General features: G+C 45.7%; 18 protein-coding genes. 17 read left to right on the top strand and 1 reads right to left on the bottom strand.

Translation table 11 applies throughout. From position 1 onward, the window contains the following. Positions 1-16 precede the first annotated feature (16 nt). From BV455_RS03645 to ftsZ, 13 genes are all read left to right on the top strand, one after another. Positions 17-1,960: a stage V sporulation protein D gene (locus tag BV455_RS03645; RefSeq protein ID WP_017434697.1), complete on the top strand. Its 1,944-nt coding sequence runs from the start codon at positions 17-19 to the stop codon at positions 1,958-1,960. A 115-nt stretch (positions 1,961-2,075) separates the two neighbouring features. Further along, positions 2,076-3,548 (top strand): UDP-N-acetylmuramoyl-L-alanyl-D-glutamate--2,6-diaminopimelate ligase, encoded by a 1,473-nt coding sequence (locus tag BV455_RS03640; protein ID WP_061580230.1) that lies wholly within the window; start codon positions 2,076-2,078, stop codon positions 3,546-3,548. Next, complete coding sequence (locus BV455_RS03635; RefSeq protein WP_042407226.1) at positions 3,542-3,997, top strand: hypothetical protein; 456 nt, start codon at positions 3,542-3,544, stop codon at positions 3,995-3,997. Before BV455_RS03640 ends, BV455_RS03635 begins: the two co-directional genes overlap by 7 nt. Further along, entirely contained in the window at positions 3,991-4,965 is a 975-nt protein-coding gene (gene mraY, locus BV455_RS03630) for a phospho-N-acetylmuramoyl-pentapeptide-transferase (protein ID WP_042407224.1), read from the top strand. The genes BV455_RS03635 and mraY overlap by 7 nt, the downstream gene beginning before the upstream one ends. Next, positions 4,966-6,321, top strand: a complete 1,356-nt coding sequence (gene murD, locus BV455_RS03625) for a UDP-N-acetylmuramoyl-L-alanine--D-glutamate ligase (RefSeq protein ID WP_042407221.1) — start codon at positions 4,966-4,968, stop codon at positions 6,319-6,321. A 52-nt stretch (positions 6,322-6,373) separates the two neighbouring features. Further along, the gene (spoVE, locus tag BV455_RS03620) at positions 6,374-7,474 is read left to right on the top strand and encodes a stage V sporulation protein E (RefSeq protein WP_017434702.1); all 1,101 of its coding nucleotides are present in this window, start codon (positions 6,374-6,376) and stop codon (positions 7,472-7,474) included. A 129-nt stretch (positions 7,475-7,603) separates the two neighbouring features. Beyond that, entirely contained in the window at positions 7,604-8,515 is a 912-nt protein-coding gene (murB, locus tag BV455_RS03615) for a UDP-N-acetylmuramate dehydrogenase (RefSeq protein WP_017434703.1), read from the top strand. A gap of 140 nt (positions 8,516-8,655) precedes the next feature. Beyond that, on the top strand, positions 8,656-9,441 hold the full coding sequence (locus BV455_RS03610; RefSeq protein ID WP_017434704.1) for a cell division protein FtsQ/DivIB: 786 nt from the start codon (positions 8,656-8,658) through the stop codon (positions 9,439-9,441). Next, positions 9,422-10,129: a DUF881 domain-containing protein gene (locus BV455_RS03605; protein WP_017434705.1), complete on the top strand. Its 708-nt coding sequence runs from the start codon at positions 9,422-9,424 to the stop codon at positions 10,127-10,129. The genes BV455_RS03610 and BV455_RS03605 overlap by 20 nt, the downstream gene beginning before the upstream one ends. A gap of 31 nt (positions 10,130-10,160) precedes the next feature. Beyond that, positions 10,161-10,880 (top strand): DUF881 domain-containing protein, encoded by a 720-nt coding sequence (locus tag BV455_RS03600; protein ID WP_042407217.1) that lies wholly within the window; start codon positions 10,161-10,163, stop codon positions 10,878-10,880. Position 10,881: 1 nt separating this feature from the next. Further along, positions 10,882-11,244, top strand: coding sequence for a small basic family protein (locus BV455_RS03595; RefSeq protein ID WP_017434707.1), 363 nt, complete (start codon positions 10,882-10,884; stop codon positions 11,242-11,244). A 250-nt stretch (positions 11,245-11,494) separates the two neighbouring features. After that, positions 11,495-12,766 (top strand): cell division protein FtsA, encoded by a 1,272-nt coding sequence (ftsA, locus tag BV455_RS03590; protein WP_017434708.1) that lies wholly within the window; start codon positions 11,495-11,497, stop codon positions 12,764-12,766. A 26-nt stretch (positions 12,767-12,792) separates the two neighbouring features. Beyond that, the gene (gene ftsZ, locus BV455_RS03585; protein ID WP_017434709.1) at positions 12,793-13,926 is read left to right on the top strand and encodes a cell division protein FtsZ; all 1,134 of its coding nucleotides are present in this window, start codon (positions 12,793-12,795) and stop codon (positions 13,924-13,926) included. 17 nt (positions 13,927-13,943) lie between these two features. Here ftsZ and BV455_RS03580 read toward each other — a convergent pair whose 3' ends face one another. After that, positions 13,944-14,135, bottom strand: a complete 192-nt coding sequence (locus BV455_RS03580; protein ID WP_218687760.1) for a hypothetical protein — start codon at positions 14,133-14,135, stop codon at positions 13,944-13,946. A gap of 131 nt (positions 14,136-14,266) precedes the next feature. Between BV455_RS03580 and spoIIGA the strand changes: the two genes are divergently transcribed. The 4 genes from spoIIGA (at position 14,267) to BV455_RS03560 (ending at position 17,195) form a co-directional block, all read left to right on the top strand. After that, positions 14,267-15,193, top strand: coding sequence for a sigma-E processing peptidase SpoIIGA (gene spoIIGA / locus BV455_RS03575; protein WP_042407214.1), 927 nt, complete (start codon positions 14,267-14,269; stop codon positions 15,191-15,193). A gap of 50 nt (positions 15,194-15,243) precedes the next feature. Continuing rightward, complete coding sequence (sigE, locus tag BV455_RS03570; RefSeq protein ID WP_017434712.1) at positions 15,244-15,963, top strand: RNA polymerase sporulation sigma factor SigE; 720 nt, start codon at positions 15,244-15,246, stop codon at positions 15,961-15,963. A 118-nt stretch (positions 15,964-16,081) separates the two neighbouring features. Next, entirely contained in the window at positions 16,082-16,861 is a 780-nt protein-coding gene (gene sigG / locus BV455_RS03565) for an RNA polymerase sporulation sigma factor SigG (protein WP_017434713.1), read from the top strand. 91 nt (positions 16,862-16,952) lie between these two features. Then, positions 16,953-17,195 carry a YlmC/YmxH family sporulation protein gene (locus BV455_RS03560; protein WP_017434714.1) on the top strand — a complete coding sequence of 81 codons (243 nt, stop codon included), beginning with the start codon at positions 16,953-16,955 and terminating at the stop codon, positions 17,193-17,195. Positions 17,196-17,201: the final 6 nt, after the last annotated feature.

The following is a 17,201-nucleotide window of genomic DNA, read 5'->3' as shown; positions in this document are numbered from 1 at the left end:
AAGGAGGTTCTGCTATATGCGCGTTTCTCATGTCACTGTCCGTAAACGGCTGATGATTGTTTTTCTCGTTGGGGTGCTCATTTTTGCCATTATCGATATTCGTCTTGGATATGTGCAGTTTGTATTAGGAGATATGCTGACCGAGCGTGCGAAAGATTCATGGAGCCGAAACATTCCGTTCGAACCGAAGCGCGGAGAAATTTTGGACCGCAATGGTGTTCCGCTTGCCACGAATATGAGCGCTCCGACGGTATACGTCATTCCGCGGCAGATTGAAAATCCGGCCGATACGGCGGAAAAATTAGCGAAAGTGTTAAATGCGCCTGTAGAAAAAATATATAAGCGTATTACGAAAAAAACGTCGATCGAACGCATTCCGGAAGGGAGAAAAATCTCGAACGAAAAAGCAAAGGAAATTCGCGCCCTCGGCTTGAAAGGGGTATATATTGCCGAGGATACGAAACGATATTATCCATTTGGCAGTTATTTATCCCATGTATTAGGGTTTACCGGCATCGATAATCAAGGATTGATGGGTCTGGAGCTTTATTATGACAAAGAACTGAGCGGCCAGCGCGGGTCGGTGCAATTTTATTCCGATGCGAAAGGAAATAGAATGCCAAATATAGCTGACGAATATACACCGCCAACGGATGGTTTGAATTTAATGCTAACGATTGATTCTCGCATCCAAACGATTGTGGAGCGGGAACTCGATATTGCCGAAGCGAAGTATAATCCAGACGGCATTATTGCGATTGCCATGAATCCGAACACGGGGGAAATTTTGGCGATGGCGAGCCGGCCGACCTTTGATCCGGCCAACTATCGAAACGTCCCGCCGGAAATTTACAACCGCAACTTGCCGATCTGGAGTACATATGAACCAGGTTCGACATTTAAAATTATTACGCTTGCCGCTGCGTTAGAAGAGAAAAAAGTAAATTTGCTGAAAGACCATTTTTATGACCCTGGATATGTCAAAGTGGCGGGTGCGACGTTGCGCTGCTGGAAAAAAGGCGGGCATGGCAGCGAAACGTTTTTGGAGGTAGTGCAAAACTCGTGCAACCCAGGTTTTGTCGAACTGGGACAACGGCTTGGAAAAGAAAAATTGTTTTATTATATTAAACAATTTGGATTTGGCGAAAAAACAGGGATTGACCTGCAAGGAGAAGGAACTGGCATTTTGTTTGATTTGAAACGCGTAGGCCCCGTGGAACTGGCGACGACGGCATTCGGCCAAGGGGTCTCGGTGACGCCGATCCAGCAGGTAGCGGCCGTTTCCGCAGCCGTCAATGGCGGAATTTTGTATACTCCGTATATTGCTAAACAATGGGTCGATCCAGAAACCGGAGAAGTTATCAGCCGCCGTACACCAAAAGCGAAGCGCCGTGTTATTTCCGAGGAAACGTCAAAGCAAGTCCGCTATGCTTTAGAAAGCGTGGTCGCCCAAGGGACAGGAAAAGGCGCCTATGTCGAAGGATATCGTGTCGGCGGAAAAACGGGAACGGCGCAAAAAGCAAAAGGTGGCCGTTATTTAAAAGACAACCATATCGTTTCCTTTATCGGCTTTGCACCGGCAGACGACCCGCAGCTTGTCGTGTATGTTGCCGTTGACAACCCGAAAGGAACGGTCCAGTTTGGGGGCGTTGTTTCCGCTCCGATTGTTGGAAAAATTATGGAAGACAGCTTGCGCGTGCTTGGTGTAAAACCGCGGAAAGAGCAGATGGAAAAAGAACGGGCATGGAATGATCCAAAAATGATTAAAGTCCCGAATTTAATCGGTTTAACAAAAAAAGACTTGCAACAGCAGCTTTTTAACTTAAAATTAGATGTTAGTGGAGAAGGCGACGTTGTCGTCGAACAGGCTCCGGAACCGGGAGCAAAAGTAAAAGAAGGAGCAACGATCCGCATTTATTTGGCGAAGAAGACGCCAGTTTCTGAAGAAAAAACACAATAAAGCATGCGATATAAAGGGGCGGCTGATGCAAAACACCATCGATTCTGTCTCGCCCCTTTTTCCGCTGCTCGTTTATTTTCCTCCAGGAACCATGAAACGAAAGGGATGAACAATAGTGAGGTTGCAGACATTGCTCTCATATTTGCACGACTTTACAGCGTATGTCGGGGAGAATCCTGACATTACTTCGATTGAAATGGATTCACGGCAAGTAAAAAAAGGTGCGTTGTTTATTTGCATCAAGGGATTTACCGTCGATGGCCACGACTTTGCCAGACAGGCGGTTGAAAATGGGGCGGCAGCGATCATTGCCGAACGGCCGCTTGACGTCGATGTGCCTGTTGTGGTTGTACGGAACAGCCGGCGGGCAATGGCGGTGCTCGCCGACGCTTTTTACGGGCAGCCGACCCATAAACTGCATTTAATCGGTGTTACGGGCACAAACGGAAAAACGACAACGACACATATAATAGAGCACATCGCCAGAAAAGCGAAGAAAAAAACGGGATTAATCGGGACGGTAAACGTGAAAATTGGCGACCATACGTATCCGACGCAAAATACAACACCAGAATCGCTGCTATTGCAACGTATATTTAAGCAAATGGTCGATGAAGGTGTTGAGATAGCGGCTATGGAAGTATCTTCCCACGCTCTTCATATGGGGCGGGTGCACGGCTGTGATTATGATGTGGCCGTATTTACGAATTTGACGCAAGACCATCTTGACTACCATGGAACGATGGAAGAATATCGCAATGCAAAAGGATTGCTGTTTGCTCAGCTTGGCAACCGCTATGACCATAAGCGGCCAAAGTTTGCTGTATTAAATAATGATGACCCTGCTTCGCAATATTATAAGCATATGACGGCGGCAACCGTCATTACATATGGCGTGGAAACAGACAGCGATATTATGGCAAAACAAATTGAGATGACGCCAAACGGGATGGCGTTTGACCTTGTCACGCCGTATGGTACGGTGCGGGTGCAGACAAAGTTAATCGGCTTGTTTAATGTATATAATTTGCTAGCCGCTGTAGCTGCCTGCCTTGTATCAGGCTTTTCTCTCCCGGCAATTGTCGAGGCGATCGATGACATGACGGGGGTAGCAGGACGGTTTGAAACGGTTGATGAAGGGCAAAACTTTATAGTAATCGTTGATTACGCACATACTCCAGATAGCCTTAAAAACGCCCTGCAAACGATTCGGCAATTTGCCAAGAAAAAAGTGTATGTCGTTGTCGGCTGCGGTGGCGACCGCGACCGTACGAAACGGCCGCTGATGGCACAAACAGCGGTCAAGTACGCGGATGTAGCGATTTTTACTTCCGACAATCCGCGCTCCGAACCGCCGGAACAAATCTTGCGCGATATGGAAGCAGGAGTTGCCCAAGGGCATTATGTCACGATTGTCGACCGCAAAGAAGCGATTCACTATGCTATCGAACAGGCGCAAGAAGGAGATATTATTTTAATCGCTGGCAAAGGGCACGAAACGTATCAAATTATTGGCGACCGCATCATGGAATTTGATGACCGTGCCGTTGCCCGCAAAGCGATTAAGGAGAGAAGAGGAACATGTTAACGTACGGGATGGTAAAGCGGCTGTGCAAACAAGCCCGCGGTATTGTTGATGATACGATTTCATTTCGCCATGTTTTTGTCGACCCTTACCAACACGCGCCAAAAGGCTTGTTTGTTCCGCTTGGGCGCGGGGCAGAAACATTAAACATTGCCATTGAGCATGGTGCGATTGCGGCATTTTGGCGGGAAGAGGAAGAATTGCCGCGCTACATTCCGAATCAGTTTCCGCTCTTTTTTGTTGCCTCGCCGCTTCAGGCGTTAGAAAAACTGCTAGATTCATATCGGCAGTGGGAAAGCGATACAGATGAAAAAACGACATTTCACTTAACGATTTCTGCGCATAATGGACGAATCGATTCATATGATATAGCGGTACTTGATGCGTTAAAACAGCTGCAGCAGAAATGGACGGATGCCCAAGGAAAAGAAGGGTGTGACCAATCATGCTAGAGCAAGTCATTGTTTTTGCGATTGTGCTTTCCTTTATTATTACAGTGATATTATCGCCCATTTTCATTCCATTTTTACGGCGGTTAAAATTTGGGCAAAGCATCCGGGAAGAGGGGCCGAAATCGCATCAAAAAAAATCGGGCACCCCAACGATGGGAGGCATTATGATCTTGCTTTCTATCATTGTCACCACTCTATGGATGACAAAAAAGTTTGCCTCTCTTTCCGTGGAAACGTATTTGCTCCTGTTTGTTACCATCTGTTACGGAGTGCTTGGTTTTTTAGATGATATGATTAAAGTAGTGATGAAACGAAACCTTGGTTTGACAAGCAAACAAAAGTTAATCGGACAGCTAGTGATCGCTCTTGTCTTTTTCTTTGTATATGAGCGCAGCGGCTTTTCTACCGCCTTGCATATTCCGGGAACCGATCTCTCCATTAACCTTGGCTGGGGATATGTGCTGCTGCTTATTTTCATGCTTGTCGGCGGCTCGAATGCTGTTAATTTAACAGATGGGCTGGACGGATTGCTGGCCGGTACAGCGGCGATCGCTTTTGGCGCCTATGCCGTTCTTGCCTGGAACCAAGGTCAGTACGATGTTGCGATTTTTTGTGTTTCCGTTGTCGGAGCGGTGCTAGGCTTTTTAGTGTTTAACGCCCATCCGGCAAAAGTGTTCATGGGAGATACGGGATCGCTTGCGTTAGGCGGCGCCATCGCTGCTGTCGCTATTTTAACGAAGCTGGAAATTTTGCTCGTCATTATTGGCGGCGTTTTTGTCATTGAAACGTTATCGGTAATCATTCAAGTAATTTCCTTTAAAACAACGGGAAAACGCGTATTCCGCATGAGTCCGTTGCATCATCATTATGAACTCATTGGCTGGTCAGAGTGGCGCGTCGTTGTCACCTTCTGGGCAGTCGGCTTACTATTTGCAATGCTAGGAATTTATATCGAGGTGTGGATCTAATTGAGACAGACAACTTTTTTTCAACAACGTCGGGTGTTAGTCATCGGTTTAGCGAAAAGTGGATTTGCAGCGGCAAAGCTCCTTCATGAGCTAGGTGCCATGGTCACCGTCAATGATCAAAAACCGTTTGAGGAAAATCAAGAAGCGCAGCAGCTGGAACAATGGGGAATCCGGGTTATTTGCGGAGGCCATCCGCTTGAGCTGTTGGATGAGCCGTTTGATTTCGTTGTGAAAAATCCAGGGATTCCATATACAAATCCGATGGTAAAAAAGGCGATAGAAAAAGGATTGCCGGTGGTGACCGAAGTAGAGTTGGCTTATCATATTTCCGAAGCACCTTTCATTGGCATTACCGGCTCCAATGGGAAAACAACGACAACGACATTAATTTATGAAATGCTGCAGGCAGGGGGAAAACAGCCGCTGCTCGCCGGCAATATCGGACTGGTCGCCTGTGAAGTCGCGAAGGAAGCAAGGGCGGACCAATGGCTTGTCACAGAGCTTTCTTCGTTTCAGCTCGCGGGAATTCGTGAGTTCCGTCCGCGCATTTCCGTCTTATTAAACATTTTCGATGCCCACTTAGACTATCACGGTACCAAAGAGGCTTATGCACAGGCAAAAGCCAATATTTTTAAAAACCAAACAAAGGAAGATTATGCGGTTGTCAACGCGGATGACGAGCTGGTAATGCGGCTTGCCGAAAACATTCAGGCGCAAAAAGTTCTTTTTTCCGCGACAAAAGTGCTAGGACAAGGCGCTTATATAAAAGACAATGTGGTTTATTGGAATGATGAAAAAGTTATTGCTGTTTCCGATATTGTCCTCCCTGGGAAACATAATTTGGAAAATATATTGGCGGCGGTTTCCGCAGCTAAATTAGCAGGCGCAGACAACGAAGCGATTCGGCAAGTGTTGACGACGTTTACCGGAGTGAAGCACCGGCTGCAATATGTGGCCACGGTGGATGGAAGACGATTTTTCAATGACTCGAAAGCAACGAATATTTTGGCTACACAAAAGGCGCTGGCTGCTTTCGAAAATGATGCTGTTATTTTGTTAGCAGGGGGACTAGACCGCGGCAATGAGTTTGACGCCCTCCTTCCTTATTTGCGTAATGTCAAAGCGATCATCTTGTTTGGGCAAACGGCGCCAAAAATTGCCCGCATCGCCAAACAAGCGGGAATAGAAACGATTGAATATGTCGATAATGTGGAAAAAGCCGTGCCGGTTGCCTACCAATTATCGAAACCGGGCGATGTCATTTTGCTATCGCCGGCGTGTGCAAGCTGGGATCAATATAAAACTTTTGAACAAAGAGGGGACATTTTTATCAACGCCGTGCATAAGTTGAAATAGAAGGGGAAGGACAGCCTTTCCCCTTAGTTTAAAAAAGCAGAGGTGTTGGGCATTGCCGCGGAAAAAGTCTACGCCTGATTTTTTATTAATTATCCTTACGTTTTCCTTATTAGCCATCGGACTGATAATGGTGTACAGCGCCAGTGCCGTTTGGGCGGAATATAAGTTTCATGACTCTTTTTTCTTTGCCAAGCGGCAGCTTTTGTTTGCCGGCGTGGGAGTCATCGCGATGTTCTTTATTATGAATATTGATTATTGGACATGGCGCGATTGGTCGAAAGCATTGCTGATTATCTGTTTTGTGTTGCTCGTTCTTGTATTAATTCCAGGAATCGGAATGGTCCGCAACGGGTCGCGCAGCTGGATCGGCGTCGGAGCGTTTTCCATTCAGCCGTCTGAATTTACGAAGCTTGCCATGATTGCTTTTTTGGCGAAATATTTATCGGAAAATCAAAAAAACATTACTTCGTTTAAACGAGGGCTGCTGCCTGCGCTAGCATTGGTATTTGCAGCGTTTGGCATGATTATGCTTCAGCCGGATTTAGGAACGGGTACTGTCATGGTCGGGACGTGTATCGCGATGATTTTTGTCGCCGGCGCGCGCATCAGCCATTTTATCGGGCTAGGGGTGCTCGGACTGGCAGGCTTTGCTGCGCTTATTTTGTCAGCGCCATACCGCATTAAGCGAATTACGTCGTTTTTGAATCCGTGGGAAGATCCGCTTGGCAGCGGGTTCCAAATCATTCAATCGCTCTATGCGATCGGCCCTGGCGGCTTATTCGGTTTAGGATTAGGGCAAAGCCGGCAAAAGTTTTTTTATTTGCCGGAGCCGCAAACGGATTTTATTTTTGCGATTTTAGCGGAAGAGCTTGGCTTTATCGGCGGATCGCTTGTATTACTGCTGTTTAGCCTGTTGCTTTGGCGCGGAGTCCGCATTGCGCTTGGAGCTCCGGATTTATACGGAAGCTTTTTGGCGATCGGCATTATTTCCATGGTGGCGATTCAAGTAATGATTAACATTGGCGTCGTTACAGGCTTGATGCCGGTAACGGGGATTACGCTGCCGTTTTTAAGCTACGGCGGTTCATCTCTGACGCTGATGCTAATGGCGATTGGCGTGTTATTAAACATTAGCAAACACGCAAGGTATTGACAGGGAAAAAGGGTATCTCTCTAATGCAGGGAGGCACCCTCTCATTTTGTTTATATGCAGAAACGGGCGCTTCTGTTATATGCCGCGCATACGTATATACATAGGCGGTTAGGAAAGGAGATGGCAGTGATGAAGGCGATGGTAAAAGAGCTGTTAAGCGCGCACATTGGAAAAGTAAAGGAGATGGAACCGTTAGCGAACCATACGACGATGAAAGTCGGCGGCCCGGCCGACGTATTTATAGAGCCGGACAGCGTAGAAAGCCTCAAGAAAGCGATGGCGATTATTCAACAGCATGAAGTGCCGTGGCGCGCGATCGGCCGCGGTTCGAATTTGCTCGTTTCCGATGCAGGAGTCGAAGGGGCAGTCATTAAAATAGGCGAAGGGTTCGATGAATTGCATGTCGATGGGGAAACGGTGACGGTCGGCGGAGGATATTCATTAGTGCGCCTCGCTACGCTCATGAGTAAACAAGGATTATCCGGTTTGGAATTTGCCGGCGGCATTCCCGGTTCCGTCGGAGGGGCTGTTTATATGAACGCGGGGGCGCACGGTTCGGATATGTCGCAGATTGTGAAGAGAGCGCTTATTTTATTTTCGGATGGAACAATTGAATGGCTAACCAAGGAGGAAATGGAATTTGCCTACCGCACTTCTGTGCTGCAGACAAAAAGGCGTGGGATTTGTCTCGCCGCCGAGCTTCAGCTTACATCTGGAAATCGCGAAGAAATTATGGAGAAAATGCGGAAAAATAAAGATTACCGCCGAGAAACACAGCCTTGGGATAAGCCGTGTGCCGGCAGCATTTTCCGCAACCCGCTGCCGCAGTATGCTGGAAAACTGATCGAGGAAGCCGGCTTAAAAGGATATGCAATCGGCGGAGCGAAAATTTCCGAGCAGCATGCCAACTTTATTGTCAATACAGGGACAGCAACAGCAAAAGATGTGCTCGACTTAATTCAATTTGTGAAAACAGTCGTTTATGAACGATATGGGATTCATTTGCAAACAGAAGTGGAGATTATTGGACGAAAATTGTAAAAATCTAGCTCTCTATTTTAAGATATTATGATATAATGAAAGCGAGTTTTTCCTTTGTGTGCAAAAACGGCATCCGTGTATGCCGTTTGTTTTTATAACAACCGTGCTTTCAAGCTTATGTCGGAAAGCGGTGAATCATTTTGGAAAAAGGGAAAGTGGTTGTTCTTGAGGAGCGGGTACCGAAGCTAAAAGAGCGGCGGCGGCAAAAAGCGAATCGCCGTTTAATCATGTATATCTCTTTCTTTTTTCTTTTCATCTTATGCGTGCTTTATTTCCAGTCGCCATTAAGCAATGTCCGGCATATTGAAGTAAAGGGAAACGATCATCTCCCGGCGGAGCAAATCATTGCCTTAAGCGGTATAACGAAGCGGACAAGCTTTTGGAAAGTAAAAGAGGACGAAATAAAACAAAACGTTGAGAAGCACCCGGAAGTGAAGAACGCCTCGTTGGAAAAACGTTTTCCGAATACCATCATCATTCGCGTGAACGAACGACGGAGAGTCGCTTATATTTATGATAGGCAAAAATTTTTCCCTATTTTAGAAAATGGTTACATCTTAAAAAAACACACATCGAAAACTGCGCCAAGTGATGCGCCAATTTTAGTGAACTGGAGAAAAGGAGAAGATATACAAGAAATGACAGGGCAATTGGCGCAACTTTCCCCATCAGTATTAAACGCCATTTCGGAAATTCATTATACGCCAAATGACGATCATCGTGATCATGTTACCGTTTATATGAACGACGGTTATGAAGTGAGCGCGAGCATCCACAATTTTGCCAAGAAAATGTCGTTATACCCAGCTATCGTGCAACAATTGGATCCTAACGTAAAAGGGGTTATCCATCTAGAAGTAAGCAATTATTTTACCCCTTATGAACCGCCGAAAAAGGAGGATGACAATGAAGAAACCGAAAAATAATCGTGTCATCCTTTCTTTTATCTGTTTTATATTTGGGATGATGCTCGCGTTTTCGTATCAGTATACAAAAAAGGAAGCGGCGAAGCGAAACGTCACGGACCGACAATGGCAAAAAGAATATGAGTATCGTCAGCAGCTGATCCAAATTCAAAAGGAAAACCGGAAACTAAAAAACGAGTTAGTGCAAAAACAAAACGAAGTTACCGAAATGGAAAATGCGTTGGCCAATCAACAAAAAGCGCATACGAATTTGGCCAAACAGGCGGAAAAGCTGCGCATGTATGTTGGAGAGTCGAAAGTAAAAGGAAAGGGAATTGAAGTCACGCTATCGGATGCATCCTATATCCCTTCGGAGCAAAGTGCGACTGACTACATCGTTCATGAACAGCATGTTTTTAAAGTGATTCACGAGCTTCTTATTTCTGGGGCAGAAGCCATCGCCATTAACGGGCAGCGGATTTCCCATCGTTCGTATATTGTTTGCAACGGTCCTGTCATTGAAGTGGACGGTACGCAGCATGCAGCGCCTTTTATTATTTCGGCGATCGGCAATCCAGACGTCCTTATTTCCGCTTTGAATATTGCCGGCGGAATAACAGACCAGCTTGTGCAAGATAACATCACGGTGAAGATTGATAGGAAAGAAGAAATTGTACTTGATCCTATTTTTCCGGTTCATCGTCCATAAATTGCCTGTATAGAAAGAATGGTGAAGGTGATTGGAGCGCAAGAAAACGATCTATTTCACTTGTATTACGACGATTTTTGGCTTGATGCTCGCTGCTGGGCTGCAGACAACATCGCATCCGAAAGTTCGCGATACGCGCGATATTTGGGAATTGCGCGCCGATTTAAAAAAAGAACAACAGCTGCAACAGCAGCTTCTGCTTGAGTTGGAAGACTATGAGAACAAATTACGGGACTATAAGCAAAAGCAACGCTCAAATCGAGAAGCGGTTTTGCATGAAACGGTAAGGGAATTGGAACAGGAAGCCGGTTTGACGGAAGCGAAAGGGCCAGGCGTCGTGCTGACGATTGAATCGTTTTATCCCGACCATTATGTCGGCCCAATTACGGAAATGGTATCGCCCGAACTGTTACAGCGGCTGATAAATGAACTAAATAAGTACGGTGCGAAAGAAATTGCCATTGCCGACGAGCGGATTACCAACACAACGGCGGTTCGCGATGTCAACGGCGTGACGCAAATCGGAGATCGCAAAATTTCTTCGCTTCCCATTGAAGTAAAGGTGATCGCCGATGATGCCGACATGTTGTACAACCGTCTAACCGTATCGACCATCCGCGACGATTTTATTGTGGAAAATTTGCAGCTTACGATCTCGAAGCCATTGACATCGGTCGTCATCCCGCCGTCTGATGAAAAATGGAATGCGAAATATATGGAAACGGTAAAAGCCGAAAAGGAGGAGAAATAGCATGTGGCTTCCGCTCATCGGCTTATTGGTTGGTTTCACCGTTGGATTTTTAGCGGATTTGCGTGTTCCCGACGAATATTCCAATTATTTGTCCATTGCAATTTTGGCTGCATTTGATACATTAATTGGTGGGCTTCGCGCCCATTTACAGCAAACATATGACGAAATAGTATTTATAACAGGGTTCTTTTTTAATATTATTTTAGCAACAACTTTAACTTTCCTTGGTGTTCATCTTGGTGTAGACTTGTATTTAGCAGCCGTATTTGCATTTGGAGTGCGTCTTTTTCAAAATATCGCCGTCATCCGCCGCCTCTTGCTTACCGAATGGATGGAAAGACGGCAAAACCGTGAAAAAAGTTGATTAGAAAAAAGGGAAAGTTTCTTAACATGTTGAATTATATGGAGTAAAAAATCATGTCATTGCCTTTTCATCACTGCCAATGGTTCATAATGGAACTGTTATAGATTGAAAGATTCATAGCTATTGGGGCGCATAAATTCAGCTTAAAAGGAGGTGTCACTGCTTACTAAAATACGTAATTGACCGCGGAAACAGGAAGAAAAGACGGCAAGGCGGTATATATACGATTTTAGTAGGCAGGTACCAAAAGATGAGCAGCAATGAGATCGTCGTTAGCCTTGACATTGGTACATCGAGCGTGAAAGTTATCATTGGAGAAATGCTGAACGATTCCATTAACATTATTGGGGTAGGGAATGTAAAATCGGAAGGGCTCAAAAAAGGATCTATTGTTGATATAGATAAAACGGTACAATCGATCAAACGTGCGGTGGAGCAAGCGGAACGGATGGTTGGTTTAACGATTCGCCGCGTGATTGTCGGCGTGACAGGCAATCATGTTCAGCTGCAAGACTGCCATGGCATCGTTGCCGTTTCCAGCGAAAACCGCGAAATTACTGATGAAGATGTTGCTCGCGTGATGGATGCCGCGCAAGTCGTATCGATTCCTCCAGATCGGGAAATTATTGGCGTTATTCCGAGGCAGTTTATCGTTGACGGATTGGATGGAATCAATGATCCGCGCGGCATGCTCGGCGTCCGTCTCGAAATGGAAGGAACGATTATTACCGGAGCGAAAACGATTTTACATAACTTACTCCGCTGTGTGGAACGAGCTGGTTTAGAAATAAGCGATATTTGCTTGCAATCGCTGGCTGCTGGTTCCCTTGCTTTGTCCAATGATGAAAAAAATCTGGGAGTCGCATTGGTCGATATCGGCGGTGGTTCCACGACAATCGCCGTTTTTGAACAAGGATTTTTGCAAGCCACTTCCGTTTTGCCAGTAGGAGGCGATCATATTACAAAAGATTTGGCGATCGGGCTCCGAATATCGACGGAAGATGCAGAAAGGATTAAATTAAAGCATGGACATGCTTTTTATAACCATGCCTCGGAAGAAGAAGTGTTCAGTGTACCGATTATCGGGACTGATCAGCATCAGCAGTTTAGCCAATTGGAAGTTGCCGATATCATCGAGGCAAGATTGGAAGAAATTTTTCAAATGGTTCAGCATGAAATTCGCAAGCTTGGATTTCGCGACCTGCCTGGCGGCTATGTGCTTACAGGCGGCGTCGCCAACATGCCGGGTATATTGGAATTGGCTCATGTCGTGTTAGAAACCAGCGTGCGCATAGCGATGCCTGATTATATAGGCGTGCGCGACCCACAATATACGACAGGAGTCGGATTAATTAAGTATGCTTATCGGCAGGCGATGCTGCAAGGAAAATCGGTTCCGGTTGCCGCCACGGTGGCGGAGCCGATAGAGCGACATCCGCAAAAGCAGCAGCCGAAGCCAAAAAAGAAGGAAGAAAACTTTGGGAAAAAAGTGAAGAAGTTTTTCGGATCTTTCTTTGAATAGAGATTGAAATTTGGGAGGATTTAGTCATGTTGGAGTTTGACACTACGATTGATCAGATGGCAACGATTAAGGTGATTGGGGTTGGCGGCGGCGGCAACAACGCCGTCAATCGGATGATTGAACATGGTGTACAAGGTGTGGAGTTTATTGCGGTCAATACAGACGCACAGGCGTTAAATTTATCGAAAGCACCAACAAAGCTGCAAATTGGAGCGAAATTAACGCGAGGTTTAGGCGCAGGTGCAAACCCGGAGGTAGGGAAAAAAGCAGCGGAAGAAAGCAAGGAGCAAATTGAAGAAGCGCTGAAAGGCGCCGATATGGTGTTTGTGACAGCCGGAATGGGCGGAGGAACAGGAACCGGAGCTGCCCCGGTCATTGCCCAAATCGCTCGTGAATTAGGCGCACTGACCGTTGGGGTGGTTACCCGTCCGTTTACATTCGAGGGACGGAAGCGGGCGACACAGGCAGCCAGCGGAATCGCAGCGATGAAGGAAGCTGTCGATACGCTGATTGTCATTCCGAACGACCGCCTCTTAGAAATCGTTGATAAAAACACGCCGATGTTGGAGGCATTCCGCGAAGCCGATAACGTTCTGCGCCAAGGGGTGCAGGGCATCTCTGATTTAATCGCCGTGCCGGGCTTGATTAACTTGGACTTTGCTGATGTAAAAACGATAATGTCCAATAAAGGCTCGGCGCTGATGGGCATCGGGATTGCCAGCGGCGAAAACCGGGCGGCGGAAGCGGCGAAAAAAGCGATTTCGAGCCCGCTGTTAGAGACATCGATTGACGGCGCCCAAGGCGTATTGATGAACATTACCGGCGGAACGAATTTAAGCCTTTATGAAGTGCAAGAAGCCGCTGATATCGTTGCAACGGCAGCCGATCAAGAGGTGAATATGATTTTCGGTTCGGTCATTAATGAAAACTTAAAAGATGAAATTATCGTAACGGTCATTGCGACCGGATTTAATGAAAATGTCGCTTCGCAGCCGCGTCCATCGCGGGTTGGAATCGGCACCATTCCGAAAGTAACCCCTGTGCCGAAACGGGAAAAACGCGAAGAAGCGACGCAAGATTATGCGGCATTGCGCTCGGCGCAAGTCGAAGATCCGCTGGATATTCCTGCGTTTCTGCGCAATCGCAATCGCCGCCGTTAAACGGGAACGAGCATGAACTAAACGTTCATGCTCGTTTCTTTTTCTCTGCATTGTCGCTTTTCTATTTTTTTTTGCAAAAATAATCCTTCTCCAAGCAAGTTCACCGCAAAAATTGTTTCCTTTGTCATCGATACGGTTGCGTTTGGCCGGTTTGCGGCGCTGCGATTCTGCCGCCACGGATGCATGTGTTCCTGTTCATATGGAAGCACCTTTTTTCTCGGTTCTTTGACAAAAATTCCTGTTTTTCATCATCATAAATTGACAGACTTTCCAATAAGATGTACTATATACTATTTTCAGAAACTGATTGTTTTGGTAAAAGAAGAAGGAGGCTATTTGGTTGGCCGTTTATTTAGATGTCATCTGGCTGCTAAATTTGTGCTTTGACAGTCTGCTGCTTTGGCTGACGGCAATTATGCTAAAACGGGATGTCGTGTGGTGGCGGGTGCTTGCCGGGGCGTTTATTGGCTCCTTGCTCGTCGTCATCATGTTTACTCCGTTTTCTGTATATGCCCAGCATCCTGTCATAAAGGTATTCGTTTCGTTTTTGATCGTTTTCGCTGCTTTTGGATTTAAGCGTATAAGGTATTTTTTGGAAAATTTATTTGCGTTTTACTTTGCCACCTTTACCGTCGGCGGCGGTATGGTAGCAGTGCATTATTTTTTACAACGGGAAATTGATATTCACCGCGGCATGCTGACAACCTATTCACTCGGTGTCGGTGATCCGGTCAGCTGGATGTTTGTTTTAGTCGGATTCCCGGTATTGTGGTTGTTTTCCCGCGCCCGCATCGATGGAATTCGCGAAAAGAAGCTGCGCTTCGAACATATTGTGGACGTCGTTATTGTGTTTGACGGCAAGCCGCTTTCAGTAAAAGGATTGATTGATAGCGGCAATCAGCTATACGATCCTATATCGAAAATACCGGTTATGATCGTGGAGAAGGAGAAAATCAAGGAAGTGTTGCCAGAGGAATTAGTGCAGCAGCTTCGGCTGGAAACATCGATGGATTGGTACCATCATCCCGTATTTGAAAAGTGGATGCATCGGCTGCGCATCATCCCGTACCGGGTTGTCGGAAGCGAACAGCAATTTTTAATTGCAGTGAAACCGGACCGCATTATGATTTTCTATGAAAGGCAATGGCTTGAAGTCGAAAAAGGGCTCGTCGGATTAAACGAAACAAAATTGTCCACAGATGGGGAATATGAGTGCATTATCCATCCGAAAATGGTGCAAACGGGAAGGAAGCTTACTGCTTCATAATTCGTTACTATATCATACTCACTTTTTATTAATTTAGAAGGGGGATTTTCATGAAAACGTGGAAACTTCGCATCACGTATTTTTTCTATAAGCTATTGGCGAAGTTAGGAATTAAAACGGATGAAATATATTATATCGGCGGCAGTGAGGCGCTGCCGCCGCCATTGACAAAAGAAGAGGAAGAAAGGTTGATCGAAAAGCTTTCTGCCGGAGACGAAACGGCAAGATCGCTCCTTATTGAGCGCAATTTACGTCTTGTTGTCTATATTGCGCGTAAGTTTGAAAATACAGGAATTAATATTGAAGATTTAATTAGCATCGGGACGATCGGACTGATTAAAGCGGTAAATACATTTAATCCGGAGAAAAAAATTAAATTGGCCACCTATGCGTCCCGCTGCATTGAAAATGAGATATTAATGTATTTGCGGCGCAATAATAAAGTCCGCGCCGAAGTATCATTTGATGAACCGTTAAACATCGATTGGGATGGCAATGAATTGCTGTTGTCGGATGTGCTCGGCACGGAAGACGATGTAATTACAAAAGATTTGGAAGCAGATGTGGATCGGCGTCTTTTATTTAATGCACTGCGCCAGCTTAGCGATCGCGAAAAGCAAATTATGGAACTTCGTTTTGGACTTTCAGGCGGAGAAGAAAAAACGCAAAAGGACGTTGCCGATTTGCTTGGCATATCCCAATCTTACATATCGCGGTTAGAAAAGCGGATTATTAAGCGGCTTCGCAAAGAATTCAACAAGATGATGTAAAACGGCGGCGATTCGTTTGATCGCCGCTTTTTTACGTATGGACAGGCGTGCATATTTTTCCTTCCACAGGAGATACTGAAAACTGACGACTTAGCATCTCCTGATAGGAGGGAACAACTTGGCAAGAAACAAAGTTGAGATTTGCGGAGTAGATACATCAAAGCTACCAGTACTAAAAAACGAAGAAATGCGTGAACTGTTTAAACGGATGCATGAAGGGGATTTGGAGGCAAGGGAAAAATTAGTGAATGGTAATTTGCGGCTGGTGTTAAGCGTTATTCAGCGGTTTAATAACCGTGGAGAGTTTGTCGACGATTTATTCCAAGTCGGTTGCATCGGACTTATGAAATCGATTGATAACTTTGATTTAAGCCAAAATGTAAAATTTTCCACCTATGCAGTGCCGATGATCATCGGCGAGATTCGCCGATATTTGCGCGATAACAATCCGATCCGCGTCTCCCGCTCGCTTCGTGATATCGCCTATAAAGCGCTGCAAGTGCGCGAAAGGCTGATGAGTGAGACGGCGAAAGAACCGACGACAGAAGAAATTGCCAAAGAACTTGGTGTTCCACATGAAGAAGTGGTGTTTGCGCTCGATGCGATTCAAGACCCTGTTTCCTTATTTGAACCGATTTATAATGATGGCGGCGACCCGATTTACGTAATGGACCAATTAAGCGACGAACGTAACCGCGACAGCCAATGGATCGAAGAAATTGCGCTAAAAGAAGGGCTGCGGCGCCTTAACGAAAGAGAAAAAATGATTATTCGCAAACGCTTTTTTCAAGGAAAAACGCAAATGGAAGTTGCTGAAGAAATCGGAATTTCCCAGGCACAAGTTTCGCGGTTAGAAAAAGCGGCGATTCGACAAATGAATAAAAACATTCAAGTATAAGAGCTGTTCGTTCAGCTCTTTTCTTTTTTACATAAGCCGCTATATACATTCATATAGTTATGAATAAGAGGAGAAAGCGGGGGATTTTACAATGATGAGAATTTCCGAATTTCAATCGAAAGACATTGTCAATGTGGCAAACGGCAAAAAGTTGGGAAATATTGGCGATATCGATATCGATTTAGAGACAGGAAAAATACGCTCATTAATCATTTTAGGGGCAGGAAAAGTGCTCGGGTTATTCGGACGCGAAGAAGCAGTTGTCATCCCGTGGCAAAATATCGTCAAAATTGGTGCGGACGTTATTTTAGTCCGTTTGAACGACAGCGAGTAGAAACGG

The sequence above is a fragment of the Parageobacillus caldoxylosilyticus genome, from assembly GCF_019272935.1.
Lineage (GTDB): Bacteria > Bacillota > Bacilli > Bacillales > Anoxybacillaceae > Saccharococcus > Saccharococcus caldoxylosilyticus.
This window is presented reverse-complemented; position numbering and strand designations above follow the sequence as displayed.

What these genes read in the sequence shown, in the direction of transcription:
- BV455_RS03560 (WP_017434714.1), top strand. Translation starts at nt 16,953, where the DNA reads ATGATGAGAATTTCCGAATTTCAATCGAAAGACATTGTCAATGTGGCA.
- ftsZ (WP_017434709.1), top strand. Translation starts at nt 12,793, where the DNA reads ATGTTGGAGTTTGACACTACGATTGATCAGATGGCAACGATTAAGGTG.
- ftsA (WP_017434708.1), top strand. Translation starts at nt 11,495, where the DNA reads ATGAGCAGCAATGAGATCGTCGTTAGCCTTGACATTGGTACATCGAGC.
- BV455_RS03595 (WP_017434707.1), top strand. Translation starts at nt 10,882, where the DNA reads ATGTGGCTTCCGCTCATCGGCTTATTGGTTGGTTTCACCGTTGGATTT.
- BV455_RS03605 (WP_017434705.1), top strand. Translation starts at nt 9,422, where the DNA reads ATGAAGAAACCGAAAAATAATCGTGTCATCCTTTCTTTTATCTGTTTT.
- mraY (WP_042407224.1), top strand. Translation starts at nt 3,991, where the DNA reads ATGCTAGAGCAAGTCATTGTTTTTGCGATTGTGCTTTCCTTTATTATT.
- sigE (WP_017434712.1), top strand. Translation starts at nt 15,244, where the DNA reads ATGAAAACGTGGAAACTTCGCATCACGTATTTTTTCTATAAGCTATTG.
- BV455_RS03645 (WP_017434697.1), top strand. Translation starts at nt 17, where the DNA reads ATGCGCGTTTCTCATGTCACTGTCCGTAAACGGCTGATGATTGTTTTT.
- murB (WP_017434703.1), top strand. Translation starts at nt 7,604, where the DNA reads ATGAAGGCGATGGTAAAAGAGCTGTTAAGCGCGCACATTGGAAAAGTA.
- BV455_RS03635 (WP_042407226.1), top strand. Translation starts at nt 3,542, where the DNA reads ATGTTAACGTACGGGATGGTAAAGCGGCTGTGCAAACAAGCCCGCGGT.